Source organism: Rhizobium sp. 01N424 (genome assembly GCF_056399485.1).
Genome location: NZ_JBFTRK010000001.1, coordinates 483826 through 510012, shown reverse-complemented (window position 1 = coordinate 510012; position 26187 = coordinate 483826). Strand labels below are relative to the sequence as shown.

Here is a 26187-nt window from a genome sequence, read left to right as displayed (position 1 = left end):
AAATCCTGTCAGCAGGGACAACCATCAGCCTCACGCAAGCCAGCAACCCTATCCCATCAGCTGAAAATAACGATCAGGTGTGACTGACGATGAATATCATTATCGGATTTGTGATTACGATCGGCTGCATCATCGGCAGCTTCATGGCCATGGGTGGCCATCTCGAAGCGCTATTTCAGCCGTTCGAGCTTGTTATCATCGGCGGCGCCGGTCTCGGCAGTTTCATCATGGGTAACCCCATGAAAGTCGTGAAGGATTCGGGCAAGGCGCTCGGTGAAGCCTTCAAGCATACGGTTCCGAAGGAACGCAATTATCTCGATACGCTCGGTGTGCTCTACTCGTTGATGCGCGACCTGCGCACCAAGTCGCGCAACGAAATCGAAGCGCATATCGACAACCCGGCCGAATCCTCGATCTTCCAGACCGCCCCGACGGTGCTGAAGAACAAGGAGCTGACGGCGTTCATCTGTGACTACGTCCGCCTGATCATTATCGGCAATGCCCGCTCTCACGAGATCGAGGCGCTGATGGACGAAGAAATCAACACCATCCTGCACGACAAGCTGAAGCCCTATCACGCGATCCAGACCATGGGTGACGCGTTCCCGGCTATCGGTATCGTCGCGGCCGTTCTCGGCGTTATCAAGGCCATGGCGCACATCAACGACTCGCCCGAAGTTCTCGGTCACCTGATCGGTTCGGCGCTTGTCGGTACCTTCCTTGGTATTCTTCTCTCTTACTGCGTCTGCTCGCCGATCTGCTCGCAGATCAAGATCGTTCGCTCCAAGCAGCACCGTCTCTACGTCATCGTGAAGCAGACGCTGCTCGCCTACATGAACGGCTCGGTGCCGCAGGTTGCTCTGGAATACGGCCGCAAGACGATCTCGGCTTACGAGCGTCCGTCGATCGATGCAGTCGAGCAGGAAATGATGAACCCGGGTGGCGAGAACAAGGCGGCCTAAGCGACCATGAACAACGTTGCACTAGAGAAACCGGCAATGAATGCCGCACTGTTGGCCAAGCTTACTGGCCGTCTCGGCGACAAGGCGACCATCGACAAACTCTGTGCCGCCTTTGCGGACGTCTACATCGAATTCATGCCCGACATCTTCAAGAGCGAGACGGGCCTCGAAGTGACGATCGGCTATCTCGGCTGCGATTCCGGCTACAAGAACGACCTGATTGCCGATCTCGGCGCCAACTCGACACTCGTCGATGCAACGCTGCGCAACTGGTCACAGGATATCACGCTTTCCTGCGGCAACGGCTTCATCATCACGCTGATGGAAAGCCTGCTGGGCGCCGCACCCGAAACGATCGAGCAGCCAGCCGACCGTCTGCTTTCGGTGATCGAGCTGGAACTTGGCGTCATGGTGTTCGACAAGATCGCCAGCGTGCTGCGCTCCGCGGTCAACGCGCCTGGCGGCTTCGAGCCGATGCTGGAACTGCCACATGCACTGGAAAATCGCGCAAAGCCTTCCGAAGACAAGCCAGACGAATTTGCGGCGGCGATCAACATGTCGATCACGCTTGCCGGGATGACGTCGGAATTTTCGCTGATCGTGCTGCAGTCGGCGCTGCTCAAGACGCAGATTTCGGCGCCGAAGGCGAAGAGCCAGTCGTCGAAGTCCTCGGAATGGGCCGAGCAGATCGGGCACCAGGTCCGCCGCTCGCATGTGACGCTCGAAGCCAAGATCCGCCTTCAGGATCTGACGCTGCGCACGATTTCCAAGCTTGCTGCCGGCGATGTCATTCCGTTCCGAGACGAGCAGGATGTCCGCGTCGAAGTCAGCGCCAATAGCAAGGAATTGTATGTGTGCGAGTTCGGGCGTTCCGGCGAGAATTATACCGTCCGGGTGAAGGATACGATGAGCTCCGACGACGAGCTCATCCGCCACTTAATGAATTAATCGGTTCCCGCCATTTTGGCTGCCACGGCAGCTTGAGGCAAGTTTCAACTGGAATAGTGATTTCATGGCTACGAAGAAAACACAGCAGAACGACGATCTGTCATTGGAGCTTCCGGGCAACGAGGCTGACCTCGATCAGGCGATCGATGATCTTCGCGGGGTCCTGAAGCAGGATTCCGACGGCGGCCTTGCTGATTTCGGCGGCGACGCCGACGCGTTCAGCACCGGCACGGATCTTTCGGCATTTGGCGACTTCGGTGGCGAAGACGAAGCAGCTCCGGCATTTGGCGGCGGTGACTTCGGCGGCGACTCGGATTTCGGTGATACCGGTTTCTCGGCATCGAGCGGCGAACCTGCTCCACTTGGCAGCGCGCTGTCTTCGAATTTCGAACTGATCATGGACATTCCGATCGATGTCCAGATCATGCTCGGAAGCAGCCGCATGCAGGTTTCCGGCCTGATGAACCTCAACGAGGGCGCAACGATCGCGCTCGACAAGAGGATCGGCGAGCCGGTTGATATCATGGTGAATGGCCGCAAGATTGCGCGCGGCGAAATCACCGTTCTTGAGAATGACGACACGCGTTTCGGCGTTAAACTGATAGAAGTTTTAAGTACCAAAAAAGCCTGATCCCGGTTTTAGGGACGGAGAGGTTAGACCATGATGGACTTTGACGATTTCAGCGGCGCCATTGCCGGGAAACCGTTGACCCAGGCTGAAAAGGCAGCGGCTGTTCTTCTCGCAATGGGAAAGGGCGTCGCTGGCCGGCTGTTAAAATATTTCACGCAGGCTGAGTTACAGACGATCATCTCTTCGGCGCAGGCGCTTCGCGCGATTCCGCCGGATGAACTGCTTGGCCTCGTTGCCGAATTTGAGGACTTGTTCACCGAAGGCGCAGGCCTGATGGACAATGCCAAGGCAATCGAGAGCATTCTTGAAGAAGGCCTCACCCCCGACGAAGTCGACAGCCTGCTCGGACGCCGCACGGCGTTCCAGGCCTATGAGACGTCGATCTGGGATCGTCTCGGCGAAGGCGACCCGGCCTTCATCGGCAAGTTCCTGCTGCGCGAACATCCGCAGACCATCGCCTATATCCTCTCCATGATGCCGTCGTCGTTCGGCGCCAAGGTGCTAATGCAGCTGCCCGACAGCCGCCGTGCCGACATCATGAACCGTACCGTCAATCTCAAGACCGTCAGCCCCAAGGCGGCGCAGATCATCGAAAAGCAGGTCATGACGCTGCTGGCCGAGATCGACGCCGAGAAGAATTCGAGCGGCTCCAACAAGGTCGCCGAGCTGATGAACGAGATGGACAAGCCGCAGGTCGATACGCTGCTCACCTCGCTCGAATCGATCAACCGCGAAGCGGTCAACAAGGTTCGTCCGAAGATCTTCCTCTTCGAGGATCTGCTCTACATGCCGCAGCGCAGCCGCGTCATGCTGCTCAACGACATCTCGGCAGACATTCTGACGATGGCTCTGCGCGGCGCTCCTCCGGAGATCCGCGAATCGGTTCTCGCTTCGATCAGCCCGCGCCAGCGCCGCATGATCGAATCGGACCTGCAGAGCGGCACCGCCGGCATCAATCCGCGCGAAATCGCGATTGCCCGGCGCGCCGTTGCCCAGGAAGCGATTCGTCTGGCCAATTCCGGCCAGATTCAGCTCAAGGAAACCGAGGGCGAGGCTTCGGCGGCGGCCTAAGCCATCGGAGCTGTTGACAAATCTCTGCTCCTGGCGCTGCGCGGTTGATCGCCATGCCCGGGGGGACTACCCTTCGAACATCAGGCCGCGATCTGTCGCGGCCTTTTGCGTTCAGGGAGTGCGGCTGACTTGGCTGACGATGACGACAAGGACAGCAAAACAGAAGCCCCGACAGGCAAAAAGCTGTCGGACGCGGCCGAGAAAGGTAATACGCCTTTCTCGCGAGAGGTGCCGATCTTTGCGACTGTTCTCGCAACCTATGTCTATCTGACGTTCTACCTGCCGGACGGCATCAGTACCGTCAGCGAGCAGTTACGCGATATTTTCGAGCAACCGGACCAGTGGAAGATCGAAACCGGGCCGGATGCGCTGTCGCTTTTCGTGCATCTTGGCTGGGTGAGCGCCGTATTGTTGACCCCGGCCATGCTGCTTTTCATGTCGTTCGGCCTGATCGCCTCGCTTAGCCAGAACCTTCCGAGCCTGGTTCTCGAGCGCATTCGTCCGCAATTCTCGCGCCTGTCGCCGGCCAAGGGCCTGTCGCGCATGTTTAGCCTGCCGGGTCTGATCGAATTCGGCAAATCCCTGTTCAAGGTCGTCATCGTCGGCATCGTCATGTTCTTCGTGCTGAAGAGCGAATATTTCAGCTCGATCGACTCGATGTTCTCGGACCCGCAGACGTTCTTCGATCGGGCCATGACGATCATGCGCAAGATCGTGCTGATCGTGCTCTTTGCAACCGCCTTCGTTGCCATCGCCGACTTCTTCTGGACGCGCCATCACTGGTTCAGCGAGCTGAAGATGACGCGCCACGAAGTGAAGGAAGAAAACAAGCAGTCGCAGGGTGACCCCTTCGTCAAGGGACGCCAGCGCTCGCTGATGCGCGACCGCGCCCGCCGCCGCATGATCGCCAATGTGGAGCGCGCGACGATGGTGATCGCCAATCCGACCCACTTTGCCGTGGCGCTGCGCTATGTGCGCGAAGAAAACGACGCGCCCGTCGTCATTGCCAAGGGTCAAGACCTCATTGCGTTGAAAATCAGAGAGATAGCCGAGAAGAACGGAATCCCGGTTTTCGAAGATCCGCCGCTTGCACGCTCCATGTTTGCGCAAGTCTCGATAGATAGTGTCATCCCGTCAGTCTTCTACAAGGCCGTCGCGGAGCTCATCCACCGGGTGTATGCCGCACAAGCCAAGAACAAGCGGGTCAGATAAGTCGAATGAAGAAATGCCCTTACTCCTCGCAGCGTGAAAGAATTCTTGCTGAGGCGATCAGCCCGGTTGCAACGGAGCTTCGGCTTCTTGACGCCTCCGATCTGATTTCGCTGCTGCGATTCGAGTATTACGGCAATCTCGCCGATCTGGTGGCGTCTGCTGCCGAGCTGTTTTTCCATCCAGGCACAGTGAATTTCGGCCTTGGCGGCAATTACACGCTGGAATGGGGCGGCAAGCCCGAAGTCGTGCTCGATCTGGAGATCAAGCCGCGCGGCGTCACTGTCTACGCACAGCTGACGCTTGCCGAAGACCATGCCGGCATCGAGATCAACCACATCGCCTTCCAGGATCCGTCTGCCGATCCGGACGAGAACACGGCATATCTGGAGCGCAGCCTCAACGAGTCGCGCTACAACGTGCGTCCGGCGCTTCACGCCCTCGCAGGCTAGTCCTTTATCTGATCGAAACGCAGCCCGGCCGGCATGTTCGCGCCGGGCACTTCTTTCTCAGCTGATGTAGCCGAGGCGGATCGCCTTGGCGATCGCCTGGATGCGGTTGACCGAATCCAGCTTAATCGTTGCCGAGCCGAGATAGGCGTTGACGGTGTGAACCGACAGACCAAGCTTATCGGCGATCTCTTCGCTGATGCGGCCGTCACCGGCGAGCTGCAGGCAGGCGATCTCGCGTTCGCTCAATGCTTCGGCGACTGCCGCGCGCCGCTCGTCCAGCGACAGCAGGTCCATCATGATATGGCTGCTGCGGCCGTGGAGCTCGATGATCGTGTCGCTGCCGGGCTCCATGTAGTCGCCGACGAAGACTACGTAGCCGTTACCGTTGGCGCCAAGGCGCACAGGGAAGGCCATGCCCGAGAACGGCAGCAGGCCGTCCTTCAGGCGCGTCATGAACGGCGCGAAGGCTGCGGGCCCTGGAGCGGCGCGGTCGTGCCCGCCGGCCCATGTTAGCGGTAACAGAGACTTGTCGATATGTTCGAGCAGGACATCGCCGTAGGCATCGACGAAGGCCTTCGCGGCCCCGCTGGATGGTCCCCAGTTCTCAAGCTCGCAGACGAGCCGCTGCTTGGCCGGTACGCCCGATCCGCTGACGCGGTAGACGCCGAAATTCTGTGCGTCGGCCATCTTCTGCATGGCGACCAGGCGCGGAAACAGATCCGAACGGCTGGATACCCTGCTCATCCGCATCGATCTTATCTGCTCTGCATTTCCCATCGTTCTGGTAGACGTCTGCCCCATGTATCCCTCTCAGACCAGACTGTTCCTGACCGCAAATGCAATCGCTTCGGACCGCGTCTTGGTAGCGGTCTTACGCATCACGCTTGTGATGTAGTTGTTGATCGTGTTGCGCGAGATTCCGAGGATCATCGCAATCTCGTCGCTGGTCTTGCCCTCGGCAATCCAGAACAGGCATTCGAGTTCGCGTTCGGTCAGTTCGAAATCGCGGTCAGCCTTGGTGCCGCCGCAGCGCAGGAAGCTCGCGAAGTATCCGGCAAGCAGACCGACGTCGCGAAGACGCTCGGGCGACAGGATGAAGCCGTCGTCGAACAGGAACATCAGCGACAGGCGGGAACGCCCGACATTGAAGGAGAGCGAGCAGTACTGCCGGCTGGCGCCATCAGGCACATCGGCACTGTCGGGCAGCAGAGCGAAGCTCGGCTGGAAAAGCTGCATCGACTTCTCGAGCTCGGTCGTGCGCGAGTAACCGCCGACGATGGCGCTGGCCAGATCCTTGACGAGATCGAAGGGCCAATCGGAGGACACGATGAAATCCAGGCCCTCTTCTTGCACAAGGTCAGAGCGGGCAAGCAGATAGTGGGAGGCGCCAACATAATCGGTCAGCGTGCGCATCGCAGGTTGCATCCGGCCGGTTTCTGCGATCTCGCCGAGCTGTTTGATCAGCTCGTCGCGCGAACACAGGCTAGAGGCCTGAAGGCCAATGAAATTCGCCGTCTGATTTTCGCCCTTAGGCGACTGCAATATATGCATATCCATAGGCAGCGTCCTGCGGCTGAAACCAATCTCTGCAAATGCACTAACTGCGCAGGTCCAACGCCGGCCCACGGCAACCCTTACACGAATCACTCAAGCCTAGGCGAAGCGCTCTAAACCGCCATCTCCGAGTTCTGGGGATTTACTCTTGCCGCATTCCATGCGCTGATTCGCAGGCAGTGATCGCTCGATTAATTTCTAGTAAAACTAAATTGATTCTCCCCTTGTCGCAACACAATTCGCGCCTTACGCGAGCGAAGAAAAGACCAAATATCGTACCAATATATAATGTATATCCATTGGAACGTATAATCGTCAGCAAAAATTCCAATAACAACTCTGAACATACTTGAAATATCTCCAGATTAACTCTTTCGATATTCTTGTGTATTTCCGCATATCACGCAATCAAGAGTATATGCTTTGCTTGGGGATTAAGGCCATTTTGCCACAATCGGACAGAATGTGTTCTGCTTGCGTCACGGACGCATTCCCCCAAAAAAGGTCAGTCAAGCTGACGGACCGGCATGGGACGACCAACGCATCCTACAGACAAAGAAAAAGGCCGGTTGCCCGGCCTTTGATCTTACGCGGCGTTGTCAACCGCCCATTTTCTGAGGATTTTCGCAGCGCGCTCCTCGTTGATCTCGACCATTCGCGACAGCTTGCGCTCCGGGCCTTCCTTGACGCGGCGATTGAAGTTGCCGTCGTCGTCGCCGAGGCTGAGAAGATCCTCGGTGCTGTCGAAGCCGAAGTCCGAACCGAAGCCGTCCATGAGGGCACCTCCGCCGCCAGCTGCACCGGCTGGTGCGAAGTCGGGCAGTTCGAGACCGGCCGATTCCGGCGAGCTGTCGCCGATGACGCCTGCCCCACCGACACCGATCGTGCGAGCCAGCGGACGCATACCCATCCAGACCACGATAAAGGCGACACCCAGGAAGGCCAGCGAATTGATGATCGTCGCGAGGTTGCGGCTCAGCATGTCGAGGACGCGGACACCGCCGGAGGTACCATCATCCAGAAGCTGGTTTTCGAGGAAGTCCATTGCCGTCACAGTGACGACGTCGCCGCGGTTCGCGTCGATACCAGCTGCCGACGAGACAATGCTCTTCATTTCAGCGAGATAGGCGTCGATCTTGGCCTGGTCAGCGGGCTCGCCGACCATCTTTGCAATGCGGCCCTTGTTGACGACAACAGCGATGGACAGCTTCTCCATCTTGTAGCTGTTGCGGGTCGTGGCCGTGGTCTTGCTGTTGATTTCGTAGTTGGTCTGCTCTTCCTTCTTGTCCGACTTGTCTTCCGACTGCGGACCTGCGGTACCGCCAGCCTCAGGTGCGGCCTGCGGAACGTTCTGCTCGACCGTCGTCGCGTTGTCGGACTGCTTCTGGGAAGACTGGTTGGCTTCCTTGGTGGTACGGACGGAGCGCTCGACCTTTGATTCCGGATCGTATGTCGTTTCCTGGATCTGCTGAGCGTCGGTGTTCAGGCTTGCCGTGACGCTGGAGCGGAAGTTGTCCATGCCGAGAAAGGGTGCGAGGGCCTTATCGATGTTGGATTCAACTTCCTGCTGGACGTTCTGGACGATCCCGAGAGAACGATTAAGCGAGTTGTTGCCGGCCTCGTCGCCGGACGCCAGCAGCTGTCCGGTGGAATCGAGAATCGTGACGTCATCGACGTCGAGCCCCGGCACGGCCGAAGCGACGAGGTGACGGATAGAGCTCGCAGCGCTTCGACCCGCCGTAGCGCTTGCACGGATCATAACGGAAGCCGTCGGCTTCTGCTCGGCTTTACGGAAGTTTCCGACCTCCGGCATGACGATGTGGACGCGGGCAGCATTGATGCCCGAGATCGACTGGATGGTGCGACCGATTTCACCTTCAAGCGCGCGAACGCGGGTGACTTCCTGCATGAACGACGTCAGGCCGAGCGAGCCGACCTTGTCGAACAGCTCATAGCCGGCATTGGCGCTGTTCGGCAGACCGCGTTCGGCCAGCAACAGACGGGCCTTGCCCGTCATCCCAGCCGGAACGGTGATGCTCGAGCCGTCGGTGCCGACTTCGAAAGACATGTTGTTTTCGGCCAGCGCCATGCTGATCTGATTGAGATCGGGGCTGTCGAGACCTACGTAAAGGGTTTCCTGGGCAGGCTTATTAACAAAAAGAGCCGCAGCCAAAACAATTGCTATTGAAAGAACACCTACACCCGCAAGCGCCAGCAAGCGGGTCCGGCCTAGCGAACCGAGGTTCTTCATGACCTGAACTAATTGATTTAACAGATTCATTCTGTTCTCGCACGATCCGTCAAAGACAAAACAGGCTTATTGCCTCATTCCTTGATAGAGACCGAAACTTGTGCGAGCGTTTCGTCAGGGCATGCTTGGAAGGCAGAGACTAGAAAAAGTCGAAATCGCCTGCTGCCTTGCTGAGAGGCTGAGAATGGCCGTGGCGCGTGCCGCCACCGAGCGCCTTCTGCATCTCTGCAAGCTTCACGAGGCTGAGCGCCGTCGCAACGTCGACGGTCCAGTTCTGCGGGATTTCTCCGGTGATCGTGTCGATGAATTCGGCAAGGCCGCGGGTCTTCTGGACAGCGAGATCCATGCCCTGCATCACCTTCATGCTGTCAGGGGCGTTCAATATGTCTGCGCCACCGATTTCGAGGAGCTGCGGCTCGATACGTTCAATGAGATAGGCAACATCATGCAGCTCAGAAACGATGCGCATGAGAAGGTCCGGCAACGCCTCCAATGGCGAGGGCGGTTCAATGGGGGCGCTAAAAGTCATATAAAAATCCTCGGTATCAGAAAAACTCGATACTAGTTTCAACCGGTTTCGGCGGAGCAGCAGGACGCTGTTCGAGAGCCACAGTCTTTTGCGTTTCAGCACCAGTCAGCGGGTATTGACGGGCACGGCCGGAAACCGGCCAGAATTCCAGCTTGCGGCCATGGTCGCCGCCGGTGCTGGAACCGACCACGGGGATTCCTTCGTCCCTCAGGAACTGCGCGGCAAACGCGGCATTCTGCTCGCCGACATTGGAGAACGTCGAGATGGTCTTCGCCCCTCCAAAGATCTTGGCCTCAAGGCGGTCGCGGCGCGCGCCCTGCTTCAGAAGGCCGTTGATCAGCAATTCCATCAGATGCACGCCGTAGCGCGTCGCATCCCCGCCGGTCATCGGCGTGTTTCCGGTCCCCGGCAGAAGGAAATGGTTCATACCGCCCACTCCTGCCACTGGATCCCGCAGGCAAGCAGCCACGCACGAGCCAAGAATGGTCGTCAGAACCGCGTTCGGATCATTCAAGACTTTCCATTCGCCTTGGATAATGTGGACACGGCGGGCTGCTGCCTCGACTGTCATTTCAGTGCTCCGAACACGGCTTCAATGGCCGCTTTCATCTTTTCGATGGTGAACGGCTTTGCCAGCACGTTGTTGGCTCCGAGGGCTGCGGCCTTCGTGACCAATGCACGGTCGCCCTGCGCGGTCAGGATAATGAACGCTGCCTTCTTGGTGGCCGGGTTGGTGCGCACGGCCTGCAGCAGACCGAGACCATCCATCTTCGGCATGTTGAAGTCCGAGATGACCAGGTGGTGCGGCTGCTGGGCCATGATCTTCATGCCCTGTTCGCCGTCACCAGCAGAGGTGATCTGCTTGAAACCGAGCTGGGTCAGCGCATCGCTGAGCAGCAGGCGGCTGGTGACCTGATCGTCAACGATCAGAACCTTAATTTTCTCCGCTATCGACATTATTCTGTCCCTTCCTTCCGGGCGGCTGTCATTTTCAGTATTTCTTCGCCGATCGCATTCAGTGGCAGCTGATGCTCAACGGCGCCAAGCTCATAGGCAACACGGGGCATTCCGTAGACCACGCAGGTCTTTTCGTTCTGACCGATGGTGCGTGCGCCAGCATGGCGCATTTTCAGCAGGCCAGCCGCGCCATCGCGGCCCATGCCTGTCAGGATCACGCCGACCGAGTTACGGCCGGCAAGTTCTGCGACGGAGTCGAACAGCACATCGACAGAAGGGCGATGGCCATTAACAGGGTCGCGTTCGACGAGCCGGCAGTGCGGCGCCGAGACATTGGCGACCTGCAGGTGTCGTTCACCTCCTGGTGCCAGATAAATCTTGCCAATTTCCAAACGGGCGCCGTCCGTCGCCTCTTCGACCACAGGCGCGCAGAGGCGGTTCAGCCGTTCCGCGAAGCTTTTGGTGAAGGTCGGCGGCATGTGCTGGGTGATGACGGTGGGCGGGCAATTGGCCGGGAATTTCTGCAGCACGGCAATCAGCGCCTCGACGCCGCCGGTCGATGAGCCGATCGCGACGATCTTGCGGCCGACGCGGAAATCGGCAACCGCGGGCGGCGCGACGGGAGCCGCGGCCGGGCGCTGGGTGAACTGGCGCTGGGTGCGGGCCGCAGCCTTGACCTTTTCGGCGAGATCGCCGAACGGGCGCAGATCGCCGGGCGCCGGCTTGCCGATGCAGTCGAACGCACCGATCTCAAGCGCTGCGAGGCTCGCCTCGGCACCGCGATGCGTCAGCGTCGAAACCATGATCACCGGCATCGGCCGCAGGCGCATGATTTTTTCGAGGAAATCGAGGCCGTTCATGTTCGGCATTTCGATGTCGAGCGTGACGACATCGGGATTAAGCTTCTTGATCGCCTCGCGGGCTTCAAGCGCATCGCCGGCCTGGCCGATGACGCTCACATCCGGATCGGCGCTCAGCACAGCCGTAATCAGGCCGCGCATGGTCGGTGAATCATCGACGACGAGGACCCTTGCAGGAGCACTCATGCCTTCCTCCCAACACCCTTCGTGGTGTAGCGGTAGGTGGTGATACCGATATTGTCGAAGACGTTCTTGGCGTCACCGGACACGCGCTCGGAATGGCCGATATAAAGATGGCCACCCTCCGGCAGAAGCTCGGCAAAACGGGACCAGATCTTCATCTGCGTCGGCTCATCGAAATAGATCACCACGTTGCGGCAGAAGATGACGTCGAACTTGCCCTTGAAGGGCCACTGCGCCATTAGGTTTAATTCATTGTAGGTGATGAGGCGCTTGACGCGGTCATCGACCTGGAATTTGCGGCGGCCCTGGATATCGACTTCCGAGAACCACTGCTTGCGCATGGCGGGAGACACCGTTTCCAGCGCGCTCTCGTCGTAGGCGCCCTGGCGGGCAATCGCCAGGATCTTAGGATCGATATCGGTCGCCAGGATCTTGAAGTCGTAGTCGGCGATATTGGGCATCATCGCCAGAACCGTCAGCGCGATCGAATAGGGCTCCTGACCATCCGACGAGGCAGCCGACCAGATGCGGACGCGGCCGCCCATCTTGGCGCGATGCAGGAGCTCCGGCAGGACATTGTCGCGCAGATGATCGAAGTGATGGTTCTCGCGGAAGAAACGCGTGAAATTGGTCGTCAGATGCGACAGCATTTCACGGCGCGGCGCAGCACCCGAGGGCGAAGCCACCAGAGAACAGTATTCACGGAAACCCGACAGGCCTAGGCTGCGGATATGCTTTGACAGTCGCGAATAGACGAGCGACGCCTTCGTTTCGTTGAGAAAGATCCCCGCGTCCGAGTAGATCATGGCGGCGATCTCCGAGAGGTCGCGGCGGGTCAGCGGATATTCGCCGCTCGCCAGAACCTCGTCAGGACTTCCCTGCCGCACATCTTTTGCACTCATTACGGTCATGCGGCTTCGCTTTCGGCTTCCGGGAAGAGGGCTTCAAGTTCGATAAGGCAGATCATCCGCTTGTCGATCGCCAGGATGCCACGGGCAAACTGACGTTGAATATCGGATGAGATTTCCGGCGTCGGCTGAATGTTTTCATCCGTCACCGTCAGAATGTCGGACACGGCATCGACCAGCAGACCGACGACCTTCCGCTTGACCTGCGCCACGATAATGACGTGGCGGGCCGACGGTACGGTCGCCCTCATTCCGAGGCGGGCTGACAGATCGATGATCGGCAGGACCGCGCCACGAAGATTGATGACACCCTTCATGTAGCCGGGCGCATGCGGCATTTCTGTCGCAGGCGTCCATCCGCGAATTTCGCGGACCGACATGATATTCACGCAAAATTCCTGGTCACCGATGCGGAAGGCGATGAGTTCGCTATCCCCTTGGTTCAGATTTTTCACGCCGTAGGACATTGTCTTAACCTGCCGCCGCCAAGGAGATTTCTTGCTTCAGGGCCTGGCCGCGCGATGCGCCGACCACCGCATCGACATCGAGGATGAGCGCCACGCGGCCATCTCCGAGGATCGTTGCAGCCGCGATACCCGGAACGTGGGTATAGTTGGCTTCCAGGCTCTTGATGACCACCTGGCGCTGACCCTGGATGGCATCGACCATCAGAGCGCGCTGGCCGCCACCTTCGGATTCCACCAGCAGGGCGACACCTTCGACAGGATTTGCCTGGGTGGCGCGGAAGTTGAGGATCCGGCCCACATCCACCAGCGGGCAGAAGGAGTTGCGGATCGAGATCAGGCGATGGCTTGCACCGAAGGAGTGGATCGCAGCCGCTTCCGGCTGCAATGTCTCGACGATTGCCGTCAGCGGCACGACCAGCGTCTGGCCGGCGACCGTGACCACCATGCCGTCGAGGACGGCGAGCGTCAGCGGCAGGCTCATCGTGAAGACCGATCCATGGCCCGGCTTCGAAGTGATGTTGATACGGCCACCGAGCGCCTGGATCGAGCGCTTGACGACGTCCATGCCGACGCCGCGGCCGGAGATATCGGAGATCTTGTCGGCCGTGGAGAAGCCCGGCAGGAAGATCAGGTTGTCGATTTCTTCATCCGACAGGTTGGCATCGGCCGGGATCAGCTCGTTGGCGATTGCCTTCTGCTTGACCTTTTCGCGGTTGATGCCGGCGCCGTCGTCGGCGAGTTCGATCAGGATGCGGCCCGAACGATGCTTTGCCGTCAGGCGAACCGTGCCTTCCGGATTCTTTCCGAGCGCCGTGCGCTTCTCCGGGCTCTCGACGCCGTGGTCGACTGCGTTACGGATCATGTGCGTCAGCGGTTCGGCAAGCTTGTCGATGACCGTCTTGTCGACTTCGGTGTTTTCACCTTCGGTGATCAGGCGGATCGACTTGCCGGTCATGTCGGCGATTTCGCGGACGATACGCGACATGCGCTGGAAGACTGGCTTTACCGGCTGCGCGCGGATCGCCATGACCGAGTCCTGGATCTCGCGGGTGAGCTGCTGCAGCTCCTCGAGGCCCATGTTGACGGCAGACGTGCCGGTCGCGTCGTTTTCGATGACGCTCTGCGAAAGCATCGCCTGATTGATGACGAGCTCGCCGACGAGGTTGATCAGGCGGTCGACGCGATCGAGATCGACGCGGATCGTCTGGCCGGCGCTGGCGGCAGCGGCGTTGTTCTGGGCAGCGGCTGCGGCAGCAGCGCTGGCAGCGGCGGCCGATTCCTTCTTCTCGACGCGGGAAGCTGCAGCGGCCATTTGCGTGACGTTGGAAGCCGTCTCCGCGGCGGCAACAGCAGCAGCGGCATCCGACTTTGCCGTTTCGGCAGGTGCTTCAGCGCCTTCGTCGAGAACGGAGAGATCGAAGGGAACCGGCACCATCGGCAGTTCGTCGTTGGAAGCTTCGGCAGCCTTGGCGTCTTCGACAGGGGTGATCGTCAGATCGCAATCCCACTCGGCAAATTCGAAGACGGTACGGATGGCGTCTTCACCCTTGTCCGTGCGGAGCGTAACGTTCCAGAAGAAATAGGCCGCTTCCGGGTCGATCTCGTCGATGCCGACGAGAGCGTCCGTGTTGCAGTAGATGCTCATCTCGCCGAGGCGGGAAAGATCGCGCAGCAGAAGGGTGGCGTCGTTACCCTTCGAGTAGAGATCCGAGCGCGGCTTGAAGACGATCTCGTAGGCCGGCAGATCGGAACCGGTTTCTTCTTCATCGCCGAAATCGCCGAAGGAGAACGGGATCGGCTGGAAGCCGCTGTCGTCGGTCGGTACGGGCGCTGCAGCAACCGGTGCCGGAGCGGGCTTTGCGGCAGGCTTCGGGGCCGGGGCTTCGGCAGCAGCGGCGGCCGACGGCATTTCGCCGTGCGCCAGCGCTTCAAGTTCCTTCACCAAGCCGCGGCTGCGCGTTTCGTCGACGCTGCCGCCGTCGCGGGCAGCGTTGGTCAGATCCGCCAGAACGTCGGCCGACTTCAGCATGACCTTCAGGACGTCCTGGTTAGGCTCAAGCTTGTTGGAACGAACGCAATCAAGTGTAGTCTCGAACACATGGGCGAAGGCGACGAGATCGTCCAGACCGAAGGCGCCAGCGCCGCCCTTGATCGAGTGGACGGCACGGAACACCGCGTTGACGGTTTCCGGATCGCGATCGCCATCATTCAGTTTCAGCAGACCGGATTCCAGTTCGGCGAGCTGTTCCTCGCACTCCTGAAAAAAGATCTCTTTGATTTCGTTCATATCCATAGGAGAAGTTCCTGGGTTTAAGCGGTTACACGCTCAATGGCATCGATCAACTTGGCAGGGTCGAAAGGCTTGACGATCCAGCCTGTCGCACCGGCCTGGCGGGCACGGTTCTTCTTTTCAGCGTCGCTTTCGGTGGTCAGCACCAGGATCGGAATCGCACGGTACTTTTCGTTGCGGCGAACGCCTTCGATGAAGCCAAAACCGTCGAGACGCGGCATGTTGATGTCGGTGACGATGACGTCAGGGTTGGATTCTTCGAGGACTTCGAGGCCCTCGACGCCGTCTTCCGCCTGGATCGTCTCGAAGCCCGCATTGTTGAGCGTCACGAGAAGCATGTTTCGGATCGTCCGTGAGTCATCCACGGTAAGCACTTTTTTCTTCATTGCCGGATCTCCTTGGCAAGCAGGTGGTCTACATCGACGCCGACCAGCTGCATGGTTTTTTCGAATGCATCAGACATCTTCGAGAAGCTGAACGACAGCTTGTCCTGATCCCAGGTCTTCTCTGCTGCCAGCAATACCTGCGTGCACAGACCGCCGACCCGCTCGACGCTGGACGCATCGATGACGATGTCGCTACCGCGCATTGCAAGAAGCTTGTCGCGCAGTGGCGCCGCTTCATTGAGGTCGAGTATCGCTGCAAGATTAAGCGTCTTGCCGCTCTTCTTCGCTGCCATCAGCCTGTCCTTGTTTCCTTGTGTCCCGCCCTCGAATGCGAGCGGCCCTCATATTCAGATAGGTTAGTAAACATTCCGCCCTCCGAGGCCTGAAACCTGGCGGGAAAAACCGAAATCTTCGTTGTCGTATTGCTCGTCGAGCGTCACCGGCCGGGCAGCGATCTCGACACGCGGCTGGACCGCCGGACGGGCGATCTGCTGGCGCACCGGCTGCGCATTTTCGCGAGCGATACGGAATTCGCGGATCGTCTGGCCGAGCTCCAGGATGACGGTATGCAGATGGTCGGCGCCATCGGCCGAATTGCGGGCAACGCCTGCGCTTGCCGCAACATCGGCCCCGAGGCTTTTCACGTCACCGGTCAGCGCATCGAGGCTCGCCGCATGCTCACCTGTGTTTGCTGCAATCGTGGTGATCGCCTCGTTGATGCCGGTGACCTGGCGGACGATGCTGCCGATCGAATCCTGCGTGCGGCCGACCATCTGTACGCCGGCATCGACCTGCGCCTTGGTGGTAGAGACCAGCGTCTTGATTTCACGGGCTGCTTCCGCCGAACGTTGCGCCAGAGCCCGGACTTCCTGAGCGACGACGGCAAAGCCGCGGCCGGAATCACCGGCGCGCGCCGCTTCGATACCGGCATTGAGCGCCAGAAGGTTGGTCTGGAAGGCAATCTCGTCGATCGTGCCGATGATCTGGCCGATCTTTTCCGCCGACTGCTCGATATCGGCCATGGCGGATATCGCCCGGCCGACGACAGCGCCACTTTCCTCGGCGGCAACACGCGTCGAGGCCGCGGCCTGTTCGGCAGCGTGGCTTCCCGCTGCACCCTGACGGACGCTTTCGGCGATGGCCTGTAGTGCAGCGGCCGACGACTGCAGCTCGTCAGCTTGCCCGGCGGCGCGTCCAGCAAACCCCTTCGAGACATCGGAGAGCGAGCGCGTCGATAGCTCTGCTCTCTGTGTCCGGTCGGATATCTGCGTGAACTCTGTCTGCAGGGTGTCGAGCGCACCATTGAGAGCGGCGGCAATTTCGGCATGAGCGCCGTCACTCTCGACAGGTGCGCGCACCGTGAGATCGCGGGCGACGAGACCGTCGATGACATCGGCGAAAATGCGGGCGACGTCGTCCTTGTCCTTGGCGCGCTGTTCCGAGAGCAGATGTGCCTGCGATGCGCGCAAAGCATTGAAGCGAAGCGACACGGCGATTTCGACATCGACCATGACCAGGCGGATGATCGCGGTCATCATCCCGGCGATTTCTCTGGCGCGGCGCTTTGCACCTGGAAGCAGCGGCTTGCCGACAAGATCGCCCGCGAGGCCCGAGATCAGATGCTCCAGCATGACGCCGTGACCGGCGACGTGCCAGCGCGGATCGAGGCCCATCTTGCTTTCGGTATCGGACAGAACCTTGACGCGCTCGGCATAGAGACTATCGAACCGGGCATCGGTCAGCACATCCCAGTGCGATGATTGCAGGTCGTGCAGCCGGTCGAGCTGGCGGTCGTTCTGAAAATTCTCTGCCGCATCAGGGAAAGCCTGGAAGCGCTGGAAGAGATCGCGCAGGCCACTCTTCAGCTGGCCTTCGAGCAGCGGGCGGTGACGGCGGACAAGCTCGCATTGCTCGGCATCGAGGCCGGCAAAGCGCAGGCGGTCGCGGAGGCTGCCTGCCTGTGCGCCCTTGGCCTGATCTGATGGCATATCCTGCCGCAATGCCTGTCCCCAACAACATCCGGACCTTGTCCGGTGAAAAAAACCGTTTTGCTCCATCCGACGAGCACAATGCAGGGAGGCCCTTGTCACCGGCATATGGCCGGAGAACAGGCGTCTCCCATCAACAGAAATCTGTTTCGGAAAAGAGATGGATACCGGATCGAGCCGGTACGGCGGGACGGCGTCATGCCTGGTGGGAACGAGCAACATTTCCCATTCCGACGTGTATCGCAATGTTTATGGTTAATTCCTTGCTTGAAGGTTAATGCGGATTTTAATCAGCCAAGCTTTTAAAAGCATTCCTGAGCCTACAAACGAAATAGTCCCAAGGAGTTGCAGGCATGCTACAAGTCCTGCGCAAGCTTTGTGTTATATCCCACCCTTAAGACATGACATGATGTCGTTAAGGATAGAGCAATGATTGTTCTCGGACTGGGATCCTGCCTCATCGCAATCGCTACGCTGGCCGCCGTTGCCCTGCTCGATCAAATCGAAGCACGCCGCGGCTCAAGCGATCTGCGCGTTCTCTGAAAAGCCTTTCGCTGCGGCATAGTGCGGCTTTCTGAGCTGCCCTTGTTGGCAGCCCTGCCCGGCTGATGTATGGCAGGCGCCTTAACCAGCGGAAGTACCATATGTCAGCCAGAACCGGCCTTTTCATCATTCTTGCCGTCACCTTGTGGCGCATTGTGACGTTGCATTTCGACACGACGGATTTCTTCGTCGACGAGGCGCAATACTGGTTCTGGTCGCAAAATCTCGATTTCGGTTACTATTCGAAGCCGCCGATGATCGCCTGGTTCATCCGCGCTTTCACCGCTCTTGGCGGGTCGAGCGATATCTTCTGGGTGCGCGTTGGCGGCCCGATCGTGCATGCGGCAACCGCCGTTTTGCTGATGAAGCTTGCCAAGCGCTTCGCCGGTCCCGAGATCGAAGGCTGGACGGGCGCGATCTATGTGACGATGCCTGCGGTGGCGCTGTCTTCCGTGTTCTTCTCCACTGACGTCGTGCTGCTGTTCTTCATGACGATCGGCCTCTGGGCCTATGCGGGCCTGACGAAAAAGCCGTCGATCAGCCTGGCGCTTTTGATGGGAGCGGCGTTCGGATGCTCGTTCCTTTCCAAATACGCGATCCTTTTCGTCGTTCCCGGCGGGCTCATCGCCCTGCTGTTCGTGCCGGCCGCGCGCATCGCCTGGCGCGACTTCTTCATTTCCGTGGTGACGGCGCTTGTTTTTGCGGCGCCGAACCTCTGGTGGAACCTCACGCATGATGCGACCACCGTACGCCACACCGAAGACATCGCCAAATGGGACCAGATGAAGCTCGACTTCGCCGGAGCCGGCGAGTTCTTCGCCGCACAATTCGGCGTCGTCGGACCGATCATCTTCTTCGCGATGCTCTGGGCGGCATGGCGGATGATCAGAGGCAGAAGCAGCGAAACCGAAAAACTGCTCGTCTGGTTTTCGCTGCCGGTCGTCTTCCTGATCACGCTGCAGGCTTTCGTCGCCAAGGCCGAGGCGAACTGGGGCGTCACGGCCTATGTCGCAGGCACCGTGCTTGCCGTCTCCATCCTTGCGCAGCTATGGCCGAAGGGCCTCAAGATCTCGCTCGGCATCGGCGCATTTGCGAGCATCGTCTTCCCGCTGGCAACGATCTTCGCGCATCAACTGGTGCTGCCCGGCGGCAATGAGATCATGAAACGCTATCTCGGCCGTGCCGATATCAGCCGCGAGGCCGCCGAGCTGGCGAAGCAGGCGGGCGCCGCGGCAATCGTCACCGACAACCGCGATTTCATCGCCGACATGTTCCACACGCTGCGCGCCGATCCAGTGAAGATCTACGCCCGGCCGCCGGCCGATTTCCCGAAGAGCTACTACGAGCAGAATTTTGCCCTGCCGGCGGGATCTCAGGAGCCGGTGCTGTTCGTCAGCCGTTACGAACTCACCTGCACCAATGGCGGCACCGCTGAGCTCGTGAAGAGCTGGCAGCCCGCCAATGGCTACTATCGCGGCAAGACTATCTATGCCTACAAGACGCCGGGCACCTGCTTTGACGAGCAATCCTAGCAGATAGCTTAACCGGCATTTCGCGGGGGCAGGCATAGGCCGGTCCCCGCCCCCTCGACATCGACGAATTTCACGCCGCCATCCTCGAAGGCGAGGCGCAGCTGTGCCTCGGTCGCCCTATGGATTTCGTGGTGCCGTCCCTCGTAGTCGCGTATCGTGCTGCGCGAGACCGCGGCCTTGTCTGCAAGGTCGCTCTGCGTCCAATCGAGCAGGCCACGTGCTGCGCGGCATAAAGCAGGCGTCAGAATTGTTTCTTTCGCGCCTTGACCCATGATTTTAAGTCACCCATATTGGTCAACATAAGCCATATATGTCATGTTTTGAACGGGAATGCCAGATCGGGAGATTGCGATGCCGCACGATACACCTTTGATTTCGACAATTGTCGGGGGTCTCGTGCTGGCGTTTATCTTCGGCGCCATTGCCAACAGGCTGAAATTGCCGCCGCTCGTGGGTTACCTGCTCGCCGGTATCCTCGTTGGCCCGCATACGCCGGGCTATGTGGCTGACCAGAACCTCGCGCCCGAACTTGCCGAAATCGGCGTTATCCTGCTGATGTTCGGCGTCGGTCTGCATTTCTCGCTGAAAGACCTCCTCTCCGTTCGCGGCATCGCGGTTCCCGGCGCGATCGTGCAGATCGGTTTTGCGACACTGCTCGGCTGGGGTCTGGGCTGGCTGATGGGCTGGCCGACGGGCGGCAGTCTGGTCTTCGGTCTCGCTCTCTCCGTCGCCTCGACAGTCGTCCTTCTCAAAGCATTGCAGGAGCGGCGACTCGTCGAGACGGAACGCGGCAAGATCGCCGTCGGCTGGCTGATCGTCGAAGACCTTGCGATGGTTCTGGCGCTCGTTCTCATCCCTGCTGCCGCCAGCATCGGCGGCGGTGAGCATGCGACGGTGGAGCCGCTGTCTGCTGGTCTCAACCGTCTGCTTGGCCTCGATCTCGGCATTGGCGGCATTATCGGCATGACGCTGGTCAAAGTAGCGCTGTTCGTGGCGCTGATGCTGATCTTCGGTCGAAAGCTGATCCCCTGGACGATGCATCGCATCGCTCATACCGGCTCGCGCGAGCTCTTCCGCCTCGGCGTTCTCGCCATCGCGCTCGGCGTGGCCTTCGGCGCCTCGAAGATGTTCGGCGTTTCGCTGGCGCTCGGCGCCTTCTTCGCCGGCATGGTTCTCGCCGAAAGCGAGCTCAGCCACCGCGCCGCCCAGGAAAGCCTACCACTGCGCGACGCTTTCGCGGTTCTGTTCTTCGTTTCCGTCGGCATGCTGTTCGATCCGAACATCCTGATCGAAAAGCCGTTGCCGGTTCTGGCCACCGTCTTCATCATCGTTATCGGAAAATCAGTGGCGGCCTTGTTGATCGTGCTGCTGTTCCGGAAATCCGTGAGCACCGCGCTGACGATTTCCGCAAGCCTTGGTCAGATCGGCGAATTCTCCTTCATTCTGGCGGCTCTCGGCGTCGATCTCGGCCTGCTGCCGGAAGAAGGCCGCGACCTGATCCTTGCAGGTGCGATCATCTCGATCATCCTCAATCCGGCGCTTTTCTATCTCTGCGATCGCATCAAGCCACTGCTGGAGCGGCCGAAACGCGAGGAAGCACCTGTAGAGGCTGCACCGGCCGAACCCGCCGAGCCCGAAGACGAGGTCCTTCCAACGGCACTGTCCGGCCACGCTATCCTCGTCGGTTATGGCCGCGTCGGCAGCATCGTCGGTCAGAACCTCAAATCCTCGGGTACGCCTTTCCTTGTCATCGAGGATGCGGAAAAGCGGATCGAGGAGCTGAAGGCACAGGGCGTGGAAACAGTAATGGGCAATGCCGCCGCCCGCGAAGTGCTCGATCTTGCCAACCTGACGGGCGCCCGCAGCCTCGTCATCGCCATTCCGAACGCCTTCGAGGCCTGCCACGTGGCCGAGCTCGGCCGTGCGGTCAACCCGTCGATCCTCATCGTTGCACGTGCCCATTCGGATGCAGAGGTCGAGGCGTTAAAGCAGTATGGCGCCGATACCGTGATCATGGGCGAACGAGAAATCGCCATGGGAATGGTTGACCGGCTGGCTCAAGTGCATCATGACAGTCCAGCCTATGAAGATGGGCCGGAGACTGATACAATTCCGCCAGCGGTCACAGAGCCGCCAGCGAAAGAATGACGGGTTTTTGCGCTTTTGAGCCGGTTTGAGAGCGAGATCGCAAGGAATGATGAGGGAATGCCGGATGCGCGCCGCCTGAGCGCTCGCATTGCCGTTTCCCTCGTGCTTGCAATCTTTGCCTATCTTGGCCTGCTGCTTGGCGGCAACCTTATTCTCGGACCCGATTCCCAGACCAACAATGCGTTGAGCGCACCGGGCAAGGAAACACAGCCGCTGCAGCTGACGGCGCGTGAAGCCGTTCGCGGGCTGCTTGCTACCGACCGCAAGATCGCGCCAAAGCAGACGCTGCACGATTCCGATGCAGCCGCGTTGCCGCTTCTTCCACATCTCGAATTCGCCGAATGGCCGGCACCTGCGACTGCGGGCGTCACCGATACGGCCACCCGGCCCGCCGCCACGGCGGCCCATCAGCCTCGCGCACCGCCGCTCGCCTGATTTTCCGCGCCACTCGCGCTTCAAGAACATGCAGAGACACAGCCAGCGCCTTGCGCCGGCCTACTTTTATTCAAGGATCAGATAGAATGCGCAATTCACCATGGCTGGTGTTCACCTATTCGGTGATCATCGTGCTCGGCCTCATCATCGCGCTGCCGAACGTGCTGTCGCAAAGCACCCTCAGCAAGCTGCCGGCCTGGCTGCCGCATAGCCAGGTCTCCCTCGGCCTCGACCTTCGCGGCGGCTCGCACCTCGTTCTCGAAGTCGACGAAGCCGATCTGACCAAGGAACGGCTGCAGACCCTGCTGCAGGACGCCCGCCGCGTTCTGCGCGAGAAGAGCATCCAGACGAAGTCGATCGTTCTCAACAACAACCAGATCGTCGTCACCCCTGTTGATCCGGAACAGAGCGGCGCAGCCGTTACCCAGCTGCAGACGCTCGGCAACCCGATCAGCACAGGCCTCAGCGCTGGTCAGTCCGATCTCTCGGTCACGACCAACGGTGGCAACGTGATCGTCGCCTTCTCGCCGGCCGGTCTCGCAAGCCATGTCGATTCCGCCGTTCAGCAGAGCCTTGAAGTCATCCGCCAGCGCGTCGACCAGGTTGGCGTTGCCGAACCGACGATCCAGCGCATCGGCGCGAACCGCGTTCTCGTGCAGCTGCCGGGCGCGCAGGATCCGTCGCGTCTGCGCCAGCTCCTCGGCTCCACCGCCAAGATGTCGTTCCACATGCTTGCCCCGAACAACCAGCCGGGTCCTGGTGTGACCATGCTGAAGGACGACAAGGGCGAGAGCTATCCGGTTCTAGACCGCGTCGAAATCTCCGGCGACCGCCTCTCGGATGCCCGCGTCGGCTTCGACCCGAACACGCATGAGCCGATCGTCAGCTTCCGCTTCGACAGCGCCGGCGCAACCCGCTTTGCCGATATCACCCGCCAGAATGTCGGCAACCCCTTCGCCATCGTTCTCGACGACAAGGTGCTGAGCGCCCCAGTCATCCGCGAACCCATCACCGGCGGCTCCGGCCAGATTTCCGGCAGCTTCTCGGCGGATACCGCAACGACGCTTGCCGCCATGCTGCGCGCCGGCGCCCTGCCCGCCAAGCTGACCGTCATCGAAGAACGCACCGTCGGTGCCGACCTCGGCGCCGATGCGATCCGCATGGGTATCTATTCGGGCATCGTCGGCTTCGTCCTTGTCGCCCTCTTCATCTTCGTCCTCTATGGCAAGTGGGGCTTCCTCGCGAACTTCGCCCTGCTGATCCACACGATCCTGACCTTCTCCGCCCTGACGCTGGTCGGCGCGACGCTGACGCTGCCGGGTATTGCCGGTATCGTGCTCGGCATCGGTCTGGCCGTTGATGCGAACGTTCTGATCAACGAGCGCATCCGTGAAGAAACGCGCAAGGGCAAGAGCGCCTTTGCCGCTATCGACACCGGCTTCCGCCGCGCCTACTCCACGATTATCGACGGCAACATGACGGCGCTGATTGCCGCCGCCATCCTGTTCTGGTTCGGCTCCGGCCCGGTCCGCGGCTTCGCCGTCACCATGGCTCTCGGCCTGATCATCTCGATGTTCACCTCGGTCGCCTTCGTTCGCGTCACGATGATCGAGATTACCCGCCGCCAGAAACTCAAGGTTCTGAACATCAAGCCGCTGCTGCCGATGATGTTCAACCCCTACGGCCGCCACATCCAGTTCATGAAGGCACGCTTCTTCGGCGTCAGCGTCTCGGCGCTGCTGTCGATCGCATCCGTCATCCTCTTCATCCATCCGGGCCTTAACTACGGCGTCGACTTCCGTGGTGGTATCCAGATGTCGGTCAAGACGACCGAGGCGGCCGATCTCGGCAAGTTCCGCGAAGGCCTGAACAGCCTTGGCCTCGGTGAAGTCTCCCTGCAGTCCTATGGTGACAACAACACCATGGCCGTGCGCGCACAGCGCCAGGACGGTGGCGAGGAAGCCCAGACCGTGGCTGTCGAGAAGCTGAAGAACGAGATCGTCAAGATCGATCCGTCGGCAACCGTGACTGGCACCGACGTCATCGGCCCGAAGGTCTCCGGCGAACTCGCATGGGCAGGCATCCTGTCTGTTGTCATCGCCAGCCTGGCGATGCTCGCCTATATCTGGGCACGTTTCGAATGGCCGTTTGCGGTCGGCGCCATCGTCACGCTCGTTCTCGACGTGACCAAGGCGATCGGTTTCTTCGCGCTGACCGGACTGGACTTCAACCTGACCGCCATCGCGGCAATCCTGACGCTGGTCGGCTACTCGGTGAACGACAAGGTCGTCGTCTACGACCGCATGCGCGAAAACATGCGTCTCTACAAGTCGATGCCGCTGCGCGAGATCATCGACCGCTCGATCAACGAGACGCTGGCCCGAAGCCTCTACACCAACGCGACGGCCTTCCTCGCGCTGCTGCCGATGGCGATCTGGGGCGGCAGTGCCGTCGAAAGTTTCGCGATCCCGATGGTGTTCGGCATTCTCGTTGCCGGCGCGTCGTCGATCTTCATCGCGGCCCCGATCCTGCTGTTCCTTGGCGACTGGCGCCGCCGCCACGCCAAGCCGGCAGCGGATGCCAAGCCGGAAGCCGAGATCATTCCTCCGGCACCGGCAGAGCCGCGCAAGTCGATCGGCTAAAAACTGGTTGCTAACAAAAGCTTGAGGCGGGCGCCAGTTGCAGAACCGGCGCCCGCTTTCTATGGTGCTCCCGAGGTCGAGGGGAGATACCGCCATGTCATCCAGCACGACGCCGGAAGAGAGTAAAAGCGCCGAGGAGCGGATCCGCCGCTTCCTGGCCGTGGCCTCTCATGACCTGCAGTCGCCGCTCCGTCACATCGCCATGTATTCGGAAATCCTGCTTGAAGATCTCGAAGGCCGGATCAGCGCCGACGAGAAGCAAAGCCTGACGACCATTCTCGAAAAGGTGCAAACGGCGCAGAAGCTGACCAAGGCGCTGATGACTTTTGCATCAGGCACCCCGCAAGCCGCACGCGAGAATGTGGATCTGACCATCGCTTCTGAGACCGCGTGGTCTGAAGCCACGGCGGAGTTTCCAGAGAGCAAAGCCCTGCTGGCTCACGGCGGGCTGCCGGAACTGCGAACCGACCCCACCTTGCTGACGGCCGTGCTGAAGCAGCTCTTTGTCAACGCGATCGCCCATGGCGAGCGAGAGGACCTTCGGGTGGAGGTCGCAGCGCTGCGGGATGGTGGAGAACTTTTAATTTCCGTTGCAGATAACGGCAGGGGTATCGATCCCGCGCATCAGGCCCGCATCTTCGAGGCGTTCTGGAAGCTGCCAAAAGCCGGAGGAGTTCCCGGGCCGGGACTTGGCTTGACGGCTTGCCGTGAGCTGGCCGCGGCTCTCGGCGGCACGGTGACGCTTGCGGCATCATCCGCCAGCGGCAGCCGGTTCGAAGTCCGTCTGCCTGCCTGAGCCGTCAGATCGTATAGTCGTCCTTCCAGAAATCCGGGACGTCGTAGGTCACGTATTCGCGGATGATATATTGCAGCGTCCGCGCATCCATCTCATCCTTGCCGATGCGGAAATCGACGCCGTAATCCGGGAACTGCTGGAAGTACCCGTCCGATATATCGGTCGAGATCACGCCGATGGGCCCGGTATAGCCGATACCGCGCAGTTCCGGCACCGTCTCGCGGAAATCGGCATTCGGAAGCAGACGGTTATCGAGCAGGATCAGATCATAGCGCGCAGCCTTGATCTTCTCGAGGGCGTCACCGATCGACTGGGCGTATTCGACATCGACGGCCGGCTCCGAGAGGCTGCCGATCTTCTTCTTCAGTGAACGGAATTCAATGAACTCGTCGTCCACGAACAGGACCTTAACGGTCCGCCCGGCGCTTGTATCGGCTGCCATACC

General features: G+C 60.1%; 26 protein-coding genes. 11 read left to right on the top strand and 15 right to left on the bottom strand.

Features of this window, described 5'->3' with window-relative positions:
• Window positions 1–89: 89 nt before the first annotated feature.
• From motA to AC1DNK_RS02585, 6 genes are all read left to right on the top strand, one after another.
• Entirely contained in the window at window positions 90–962 is an 873-nt protein-coding gene (gene motA / locus AC1DNK_RS02610) for a flagellar motor stator protein MotA (protein ID WP_112387591.1), read from the top strand.
• Between the two features lie 6 nt (window positions 963–968).
• Window positions 969–1910: a FliM/FliN family flagellar motor switch protein gene (locus AC1DNK_RS02605; protein WP_112387590.1), complete on the top strand. Its 942-nt coding sequence runs from the start codon at window positions 969–971 to the stop codon at window positions 1908–1910.
• A 64-nt stretch (window positions 1911–1974) separates the two neighbouring features.
• Entirely contained in the window at window positions 1975–2541 is a 567-nt protein-coding gene (gene fliN, locus AC1DNK_RS02600) for a flagellar motor switch protein FliN (protein WP_112538620.1), read from the top strand.
• 30 nt (window positions 2542–2571) lie between these two features.
• Window positions 2572–3612 carry a flagellar motor switch protein FliG gene (gene fliG / locus AC1DNK_RS02595; protein ID WP_112387588.1) on the top strand — a complete coding sequence of 347 codons (1041 nt, stop codon included), beginning with the start codon at window positions 2572–2574 and terminating at the stop codon, window positions 3610–3612.
• A gap of 129 nt (window positions 3613–3741) precedes the next feature.
• Entirely contained in the window at window positions 3742–4824 is a 1083-nt protein-coding gene (gene flhB, locus AC1DNK_RS02590; protein WP_112387587.1) for a flagellar biosynthesis protein FlhB, read from the top strand.
• 5 nt (window positions 4825–4829) lie between these two features.
• Entirely contained in the window at window positions 4830–5273 is a 444-nt protein-coding gene (locus AC1DNK_RS02585) for a hypothetical protein (RefSeq protein WP_112387586.1), read from the top strand.
• 57 nt (window positions 5274–5330) lie between these two features.
• Here AC1DNK_RS02585 and visR read toward each other — a convergent pair whose 3' ends face one another.
• The 13 genes from visR to AC1DNK_RS02520 form a co-directional block, all read right to left on the bottom strand.
• A complete protein-coding gene (gene visR / locus AC1DNK_RS02580; protein WP_112387585.1) occupies window positions 5331–6074 on the bottom strand; it encodes a transcriptional regulator VisR in 744 nt (247 codons plus the stop codon).
• 9 nt (window positions 6075–6083) lie between these two features.
• The gene (visN, locus tag AC1DNK_RS02575) at window positions 6084–6830 is read right to left on the bottom strand and encodes a transcriptional regulator VisN (protein WP_477939160.1); all 747 of its coding nucleotides are present in this window, start codon (window positions 6828–6830) and stop codon (window positions 6084–6086) included.
• A 583-nt stretch (window positions 6831–7413) separates the two neighbouring features.
• Window positions 7414–9108: a flagellar basal-body MS-ring/collar protein FliF gene (gene fliF, locus AC1DNK_RS02570; protein ID WP_112513969.1), complete on the bottom strand. Its 1695-nt coding sequence runs from the start codon at window positions 9106–9108 to the stop codon at window positions 7414–7416.
• A gap of 109 nt (window positions 9109–9217) precedes the next feature.
• Window positions 9218–9607 carry a chemotaxis protein CheT gene (gene cheT / locus AC1DNK_RS02565; RefSeq protein WP_477939158.1) on the bottom strand — a complete coding sequence of 130 codons (390 nt, stop codon included), beginning with the start codon at window positions 9605–9607 and terminating at the stop codon, window positions 9218–9220.
• A 16-nt stretch (window positions 9608–9623) separates the two neighbouring features.
• Window positions 9624–10178 (bottom strand): chemoreceptor glutamine deamidase CheD, encoded by a 555-nt coding sequence (gene cheD, locus AC1DNK_RS02560; protein ID WP_112387581.1) that lies wholly within the window; start codon window positions 10176–10178, stop codon window positions 9624–9626.
• Window positions 10175–10564 (bottom strand): response regulator, encoded by a 390-nt coding sequence (locus AC1DNK_RS02555; RefSeq protein WP_112387580.1) that lies wholly within the window; start codon window positions 10562–10564, stop codon window positions 10175–10177. Before AC1DNK_RS02555 ends, cheD begins: the two co-directional genes overlap by 4 nt.
• Window positions 10564–11610, bottom strand: a complete 1047-nt coding sequence (gene cheB, locus AC1DNK_RS02550) for a protein-glutamate O-methylesterase CheB (protein ID WP_112513971.1) — start codon at window positions 11608–11610, stop codon at window positions 10564–10566. The genes AC1DNK_RS02555 and cheB overlap by 1 nt, the downstream gene beginning before the upstream one ends.
• Window positions 11607–12518: a protein-glutamate O-methyltransferase CheR gene (cheR, locus tag AC1DNK_RS02545; RefSeq protein ID WP_112387578.1), complete on the bottom strand. Its 912-nt coding sequence runs from the start codon at window positions 12516–12518 to the stop codon at window positions 11607–11609. Before cheR ends, cheB begins: the two co-directional genes overlap by 4 nt.
• Entirely contained in the window at window positions 12515–12982 is a 468-nt protein-coding gene (locus AC1DNK_RS02540) for a chemotaxis protein CheW (protein WP_112387577.1), read from the bottom strand. Before AC1DNK_RS02540 ends, cheR begins: the two co-directional genes overlap by 4 nt.
• A 4-nt stretch (window positions 12983–12986) precedes the next feature.
• Entirely contained in the window at window positions 12987–15275 is a 2289-nt protein-coding gene (locus tag AC1DNK_RS02535; RefSeq protein WP_112387576.1) for a chemotaxis protein CheA, read from the bottom strand.
• 17 nt (window positions 15276–15292) lie between these two features.
• Window positions 15293–15658: a chemotaxis response regulator CheY1 gene (cheY1, locus tag AC1DNK_RS02530; RefSeq protein WP_003570362.1), complete on the bottom strand. Its 366-nt coding sequence runs from the start codon at window positions 15656–15658 to the stop codon at window positions 15293–15295.
• Complete coding sequence (locus AC1DNK_RS02525; protein WP_112387575.1) at window positions 15655–15951, bottom strand: STAS domain-containing protein; 297 nt, start codon at window positions 15949–15951, stop codon at window positions 15655–15657. Before AC1DNK_RS02525 ends, cheY1 begins: the two co-directional genes overlap by 4 nt.
• A gap of 63 nt (window positions 15952–16014) precedes the next feature.
• The gene (locus AC1DNK_RS02520) at window positions 16015–17646 is read right to left on the bottom strand and encodes a methyl-accepting chemotaxis protein (protein ID WP_477939155.1); all 1632 of its coding nucleotides are present in this window, start codon (window positions 17644–17646) and stop codon (window positions 16015–16017) included.
• 644 nt (window positions 17647–18290) lie between these two features.
• Between AC1DNK_RS02520 and AC1DNK_RS02515 the strand changes: the two genes are divergently transcribed.
• Entirely contained in the window at window positions 18291–19721 is a 1431-nt protein-coding gene (locus tag AC1DNK_RS02515; protein ID WP_477939153.1) for an ArnT family glycosyltransferase, read from the top strand.
• 8 nt (window positions 19722–19729) lie between these two features.
• Here AC1DNK_RS02515 and AC1DNK_RS02510 read toward each other — a convergent pair whose 3' ends face one another.
• Window positions 19730–19993, bottom strand: a complete 264-nt coding sequence (locus tag AC1DNK_RS02510) for a helix-turn-helix transcriptional regulator (RefSeq protein ID WP_112513973.1) — start codon at window positions 19991–19993, stop codon at window positions 19730–19732.
• A 79-nt stretch (window positions 19994–20072) separates the two neighbouring features.
• Between AC1DNK_RS02510 and ybaL the strand changes: the two genes are divergently transcribed.
• The 4 genes from ybaL to AC1DNK_RS02490 all read left to right on the top strand — a co-directional run bounded on the left by ybaL (window position 20073) and on the right by AC1DNK_RS02490 (window position 25742).
• A complete protein-coding gene (ybaL, locus tag AC1DNK_RS02505) occupies window positions 20073–21869 on the top strand; it encodes a YbaL family putative K(+) efflux transporter (protein WP_112538613.1) in 1797 nt (598 codons plus the stop codon).
• Between the two features lie 57 nt (window positions 21870–21926).
• On the top strand, window positions 21927–22304 hold the full coding sequence (locus tag AC1DNK_RS02500) for a hypothetical protein (protein WP_310292980.1): 378 nt from the start codon (window positions 21927–21929) through the stop codon (window positions 22302–22304).
• 86 nt (window positions 22305–22390) lie between these two features.
• Window positions 22391–24946, top strand: coding sequence for a protein translocase subunit SecD (gene secD / locus AC1DNK_RS02495; protein ID WP_112387569.1), 2556 nt, complete (start codon window positions 22391–22393; stop codon window positions 24944–24946).
• Between the two features lie 94 nt (window positions 24947–25040).
• Window positions 25041–25742: a sensor histidine kinase gene (locus tag AC1DNK_RS02490; RefSeq protein WP_477939150.1), complete on the top strand. Its 702-nt coding sequence runs from the start codon at window positions 25041–25043 to the stop codon at window positions 25740–25742.
• A 4-nt stretch (window positions 25743–25746) separates the two neighbouring features.
• Here the strand turns inward: AC1DNK_RS02490 and AC1DNK_RS02485 are convergent, their stop codons facing one another.
• On the bottom strand, window positions 25747–26184 hold the full coding sequence (locus tag AC1DNK_RS02485; RefSeq protein ID WP_477939149.1) for a response regulator: 438 nt from the start codon (window positions 26182–26184) through the stop codon (window positions 25747–25749).
• Between the last annotated feature and the right edge of the window lie 3 nt (window positions 26185–26187).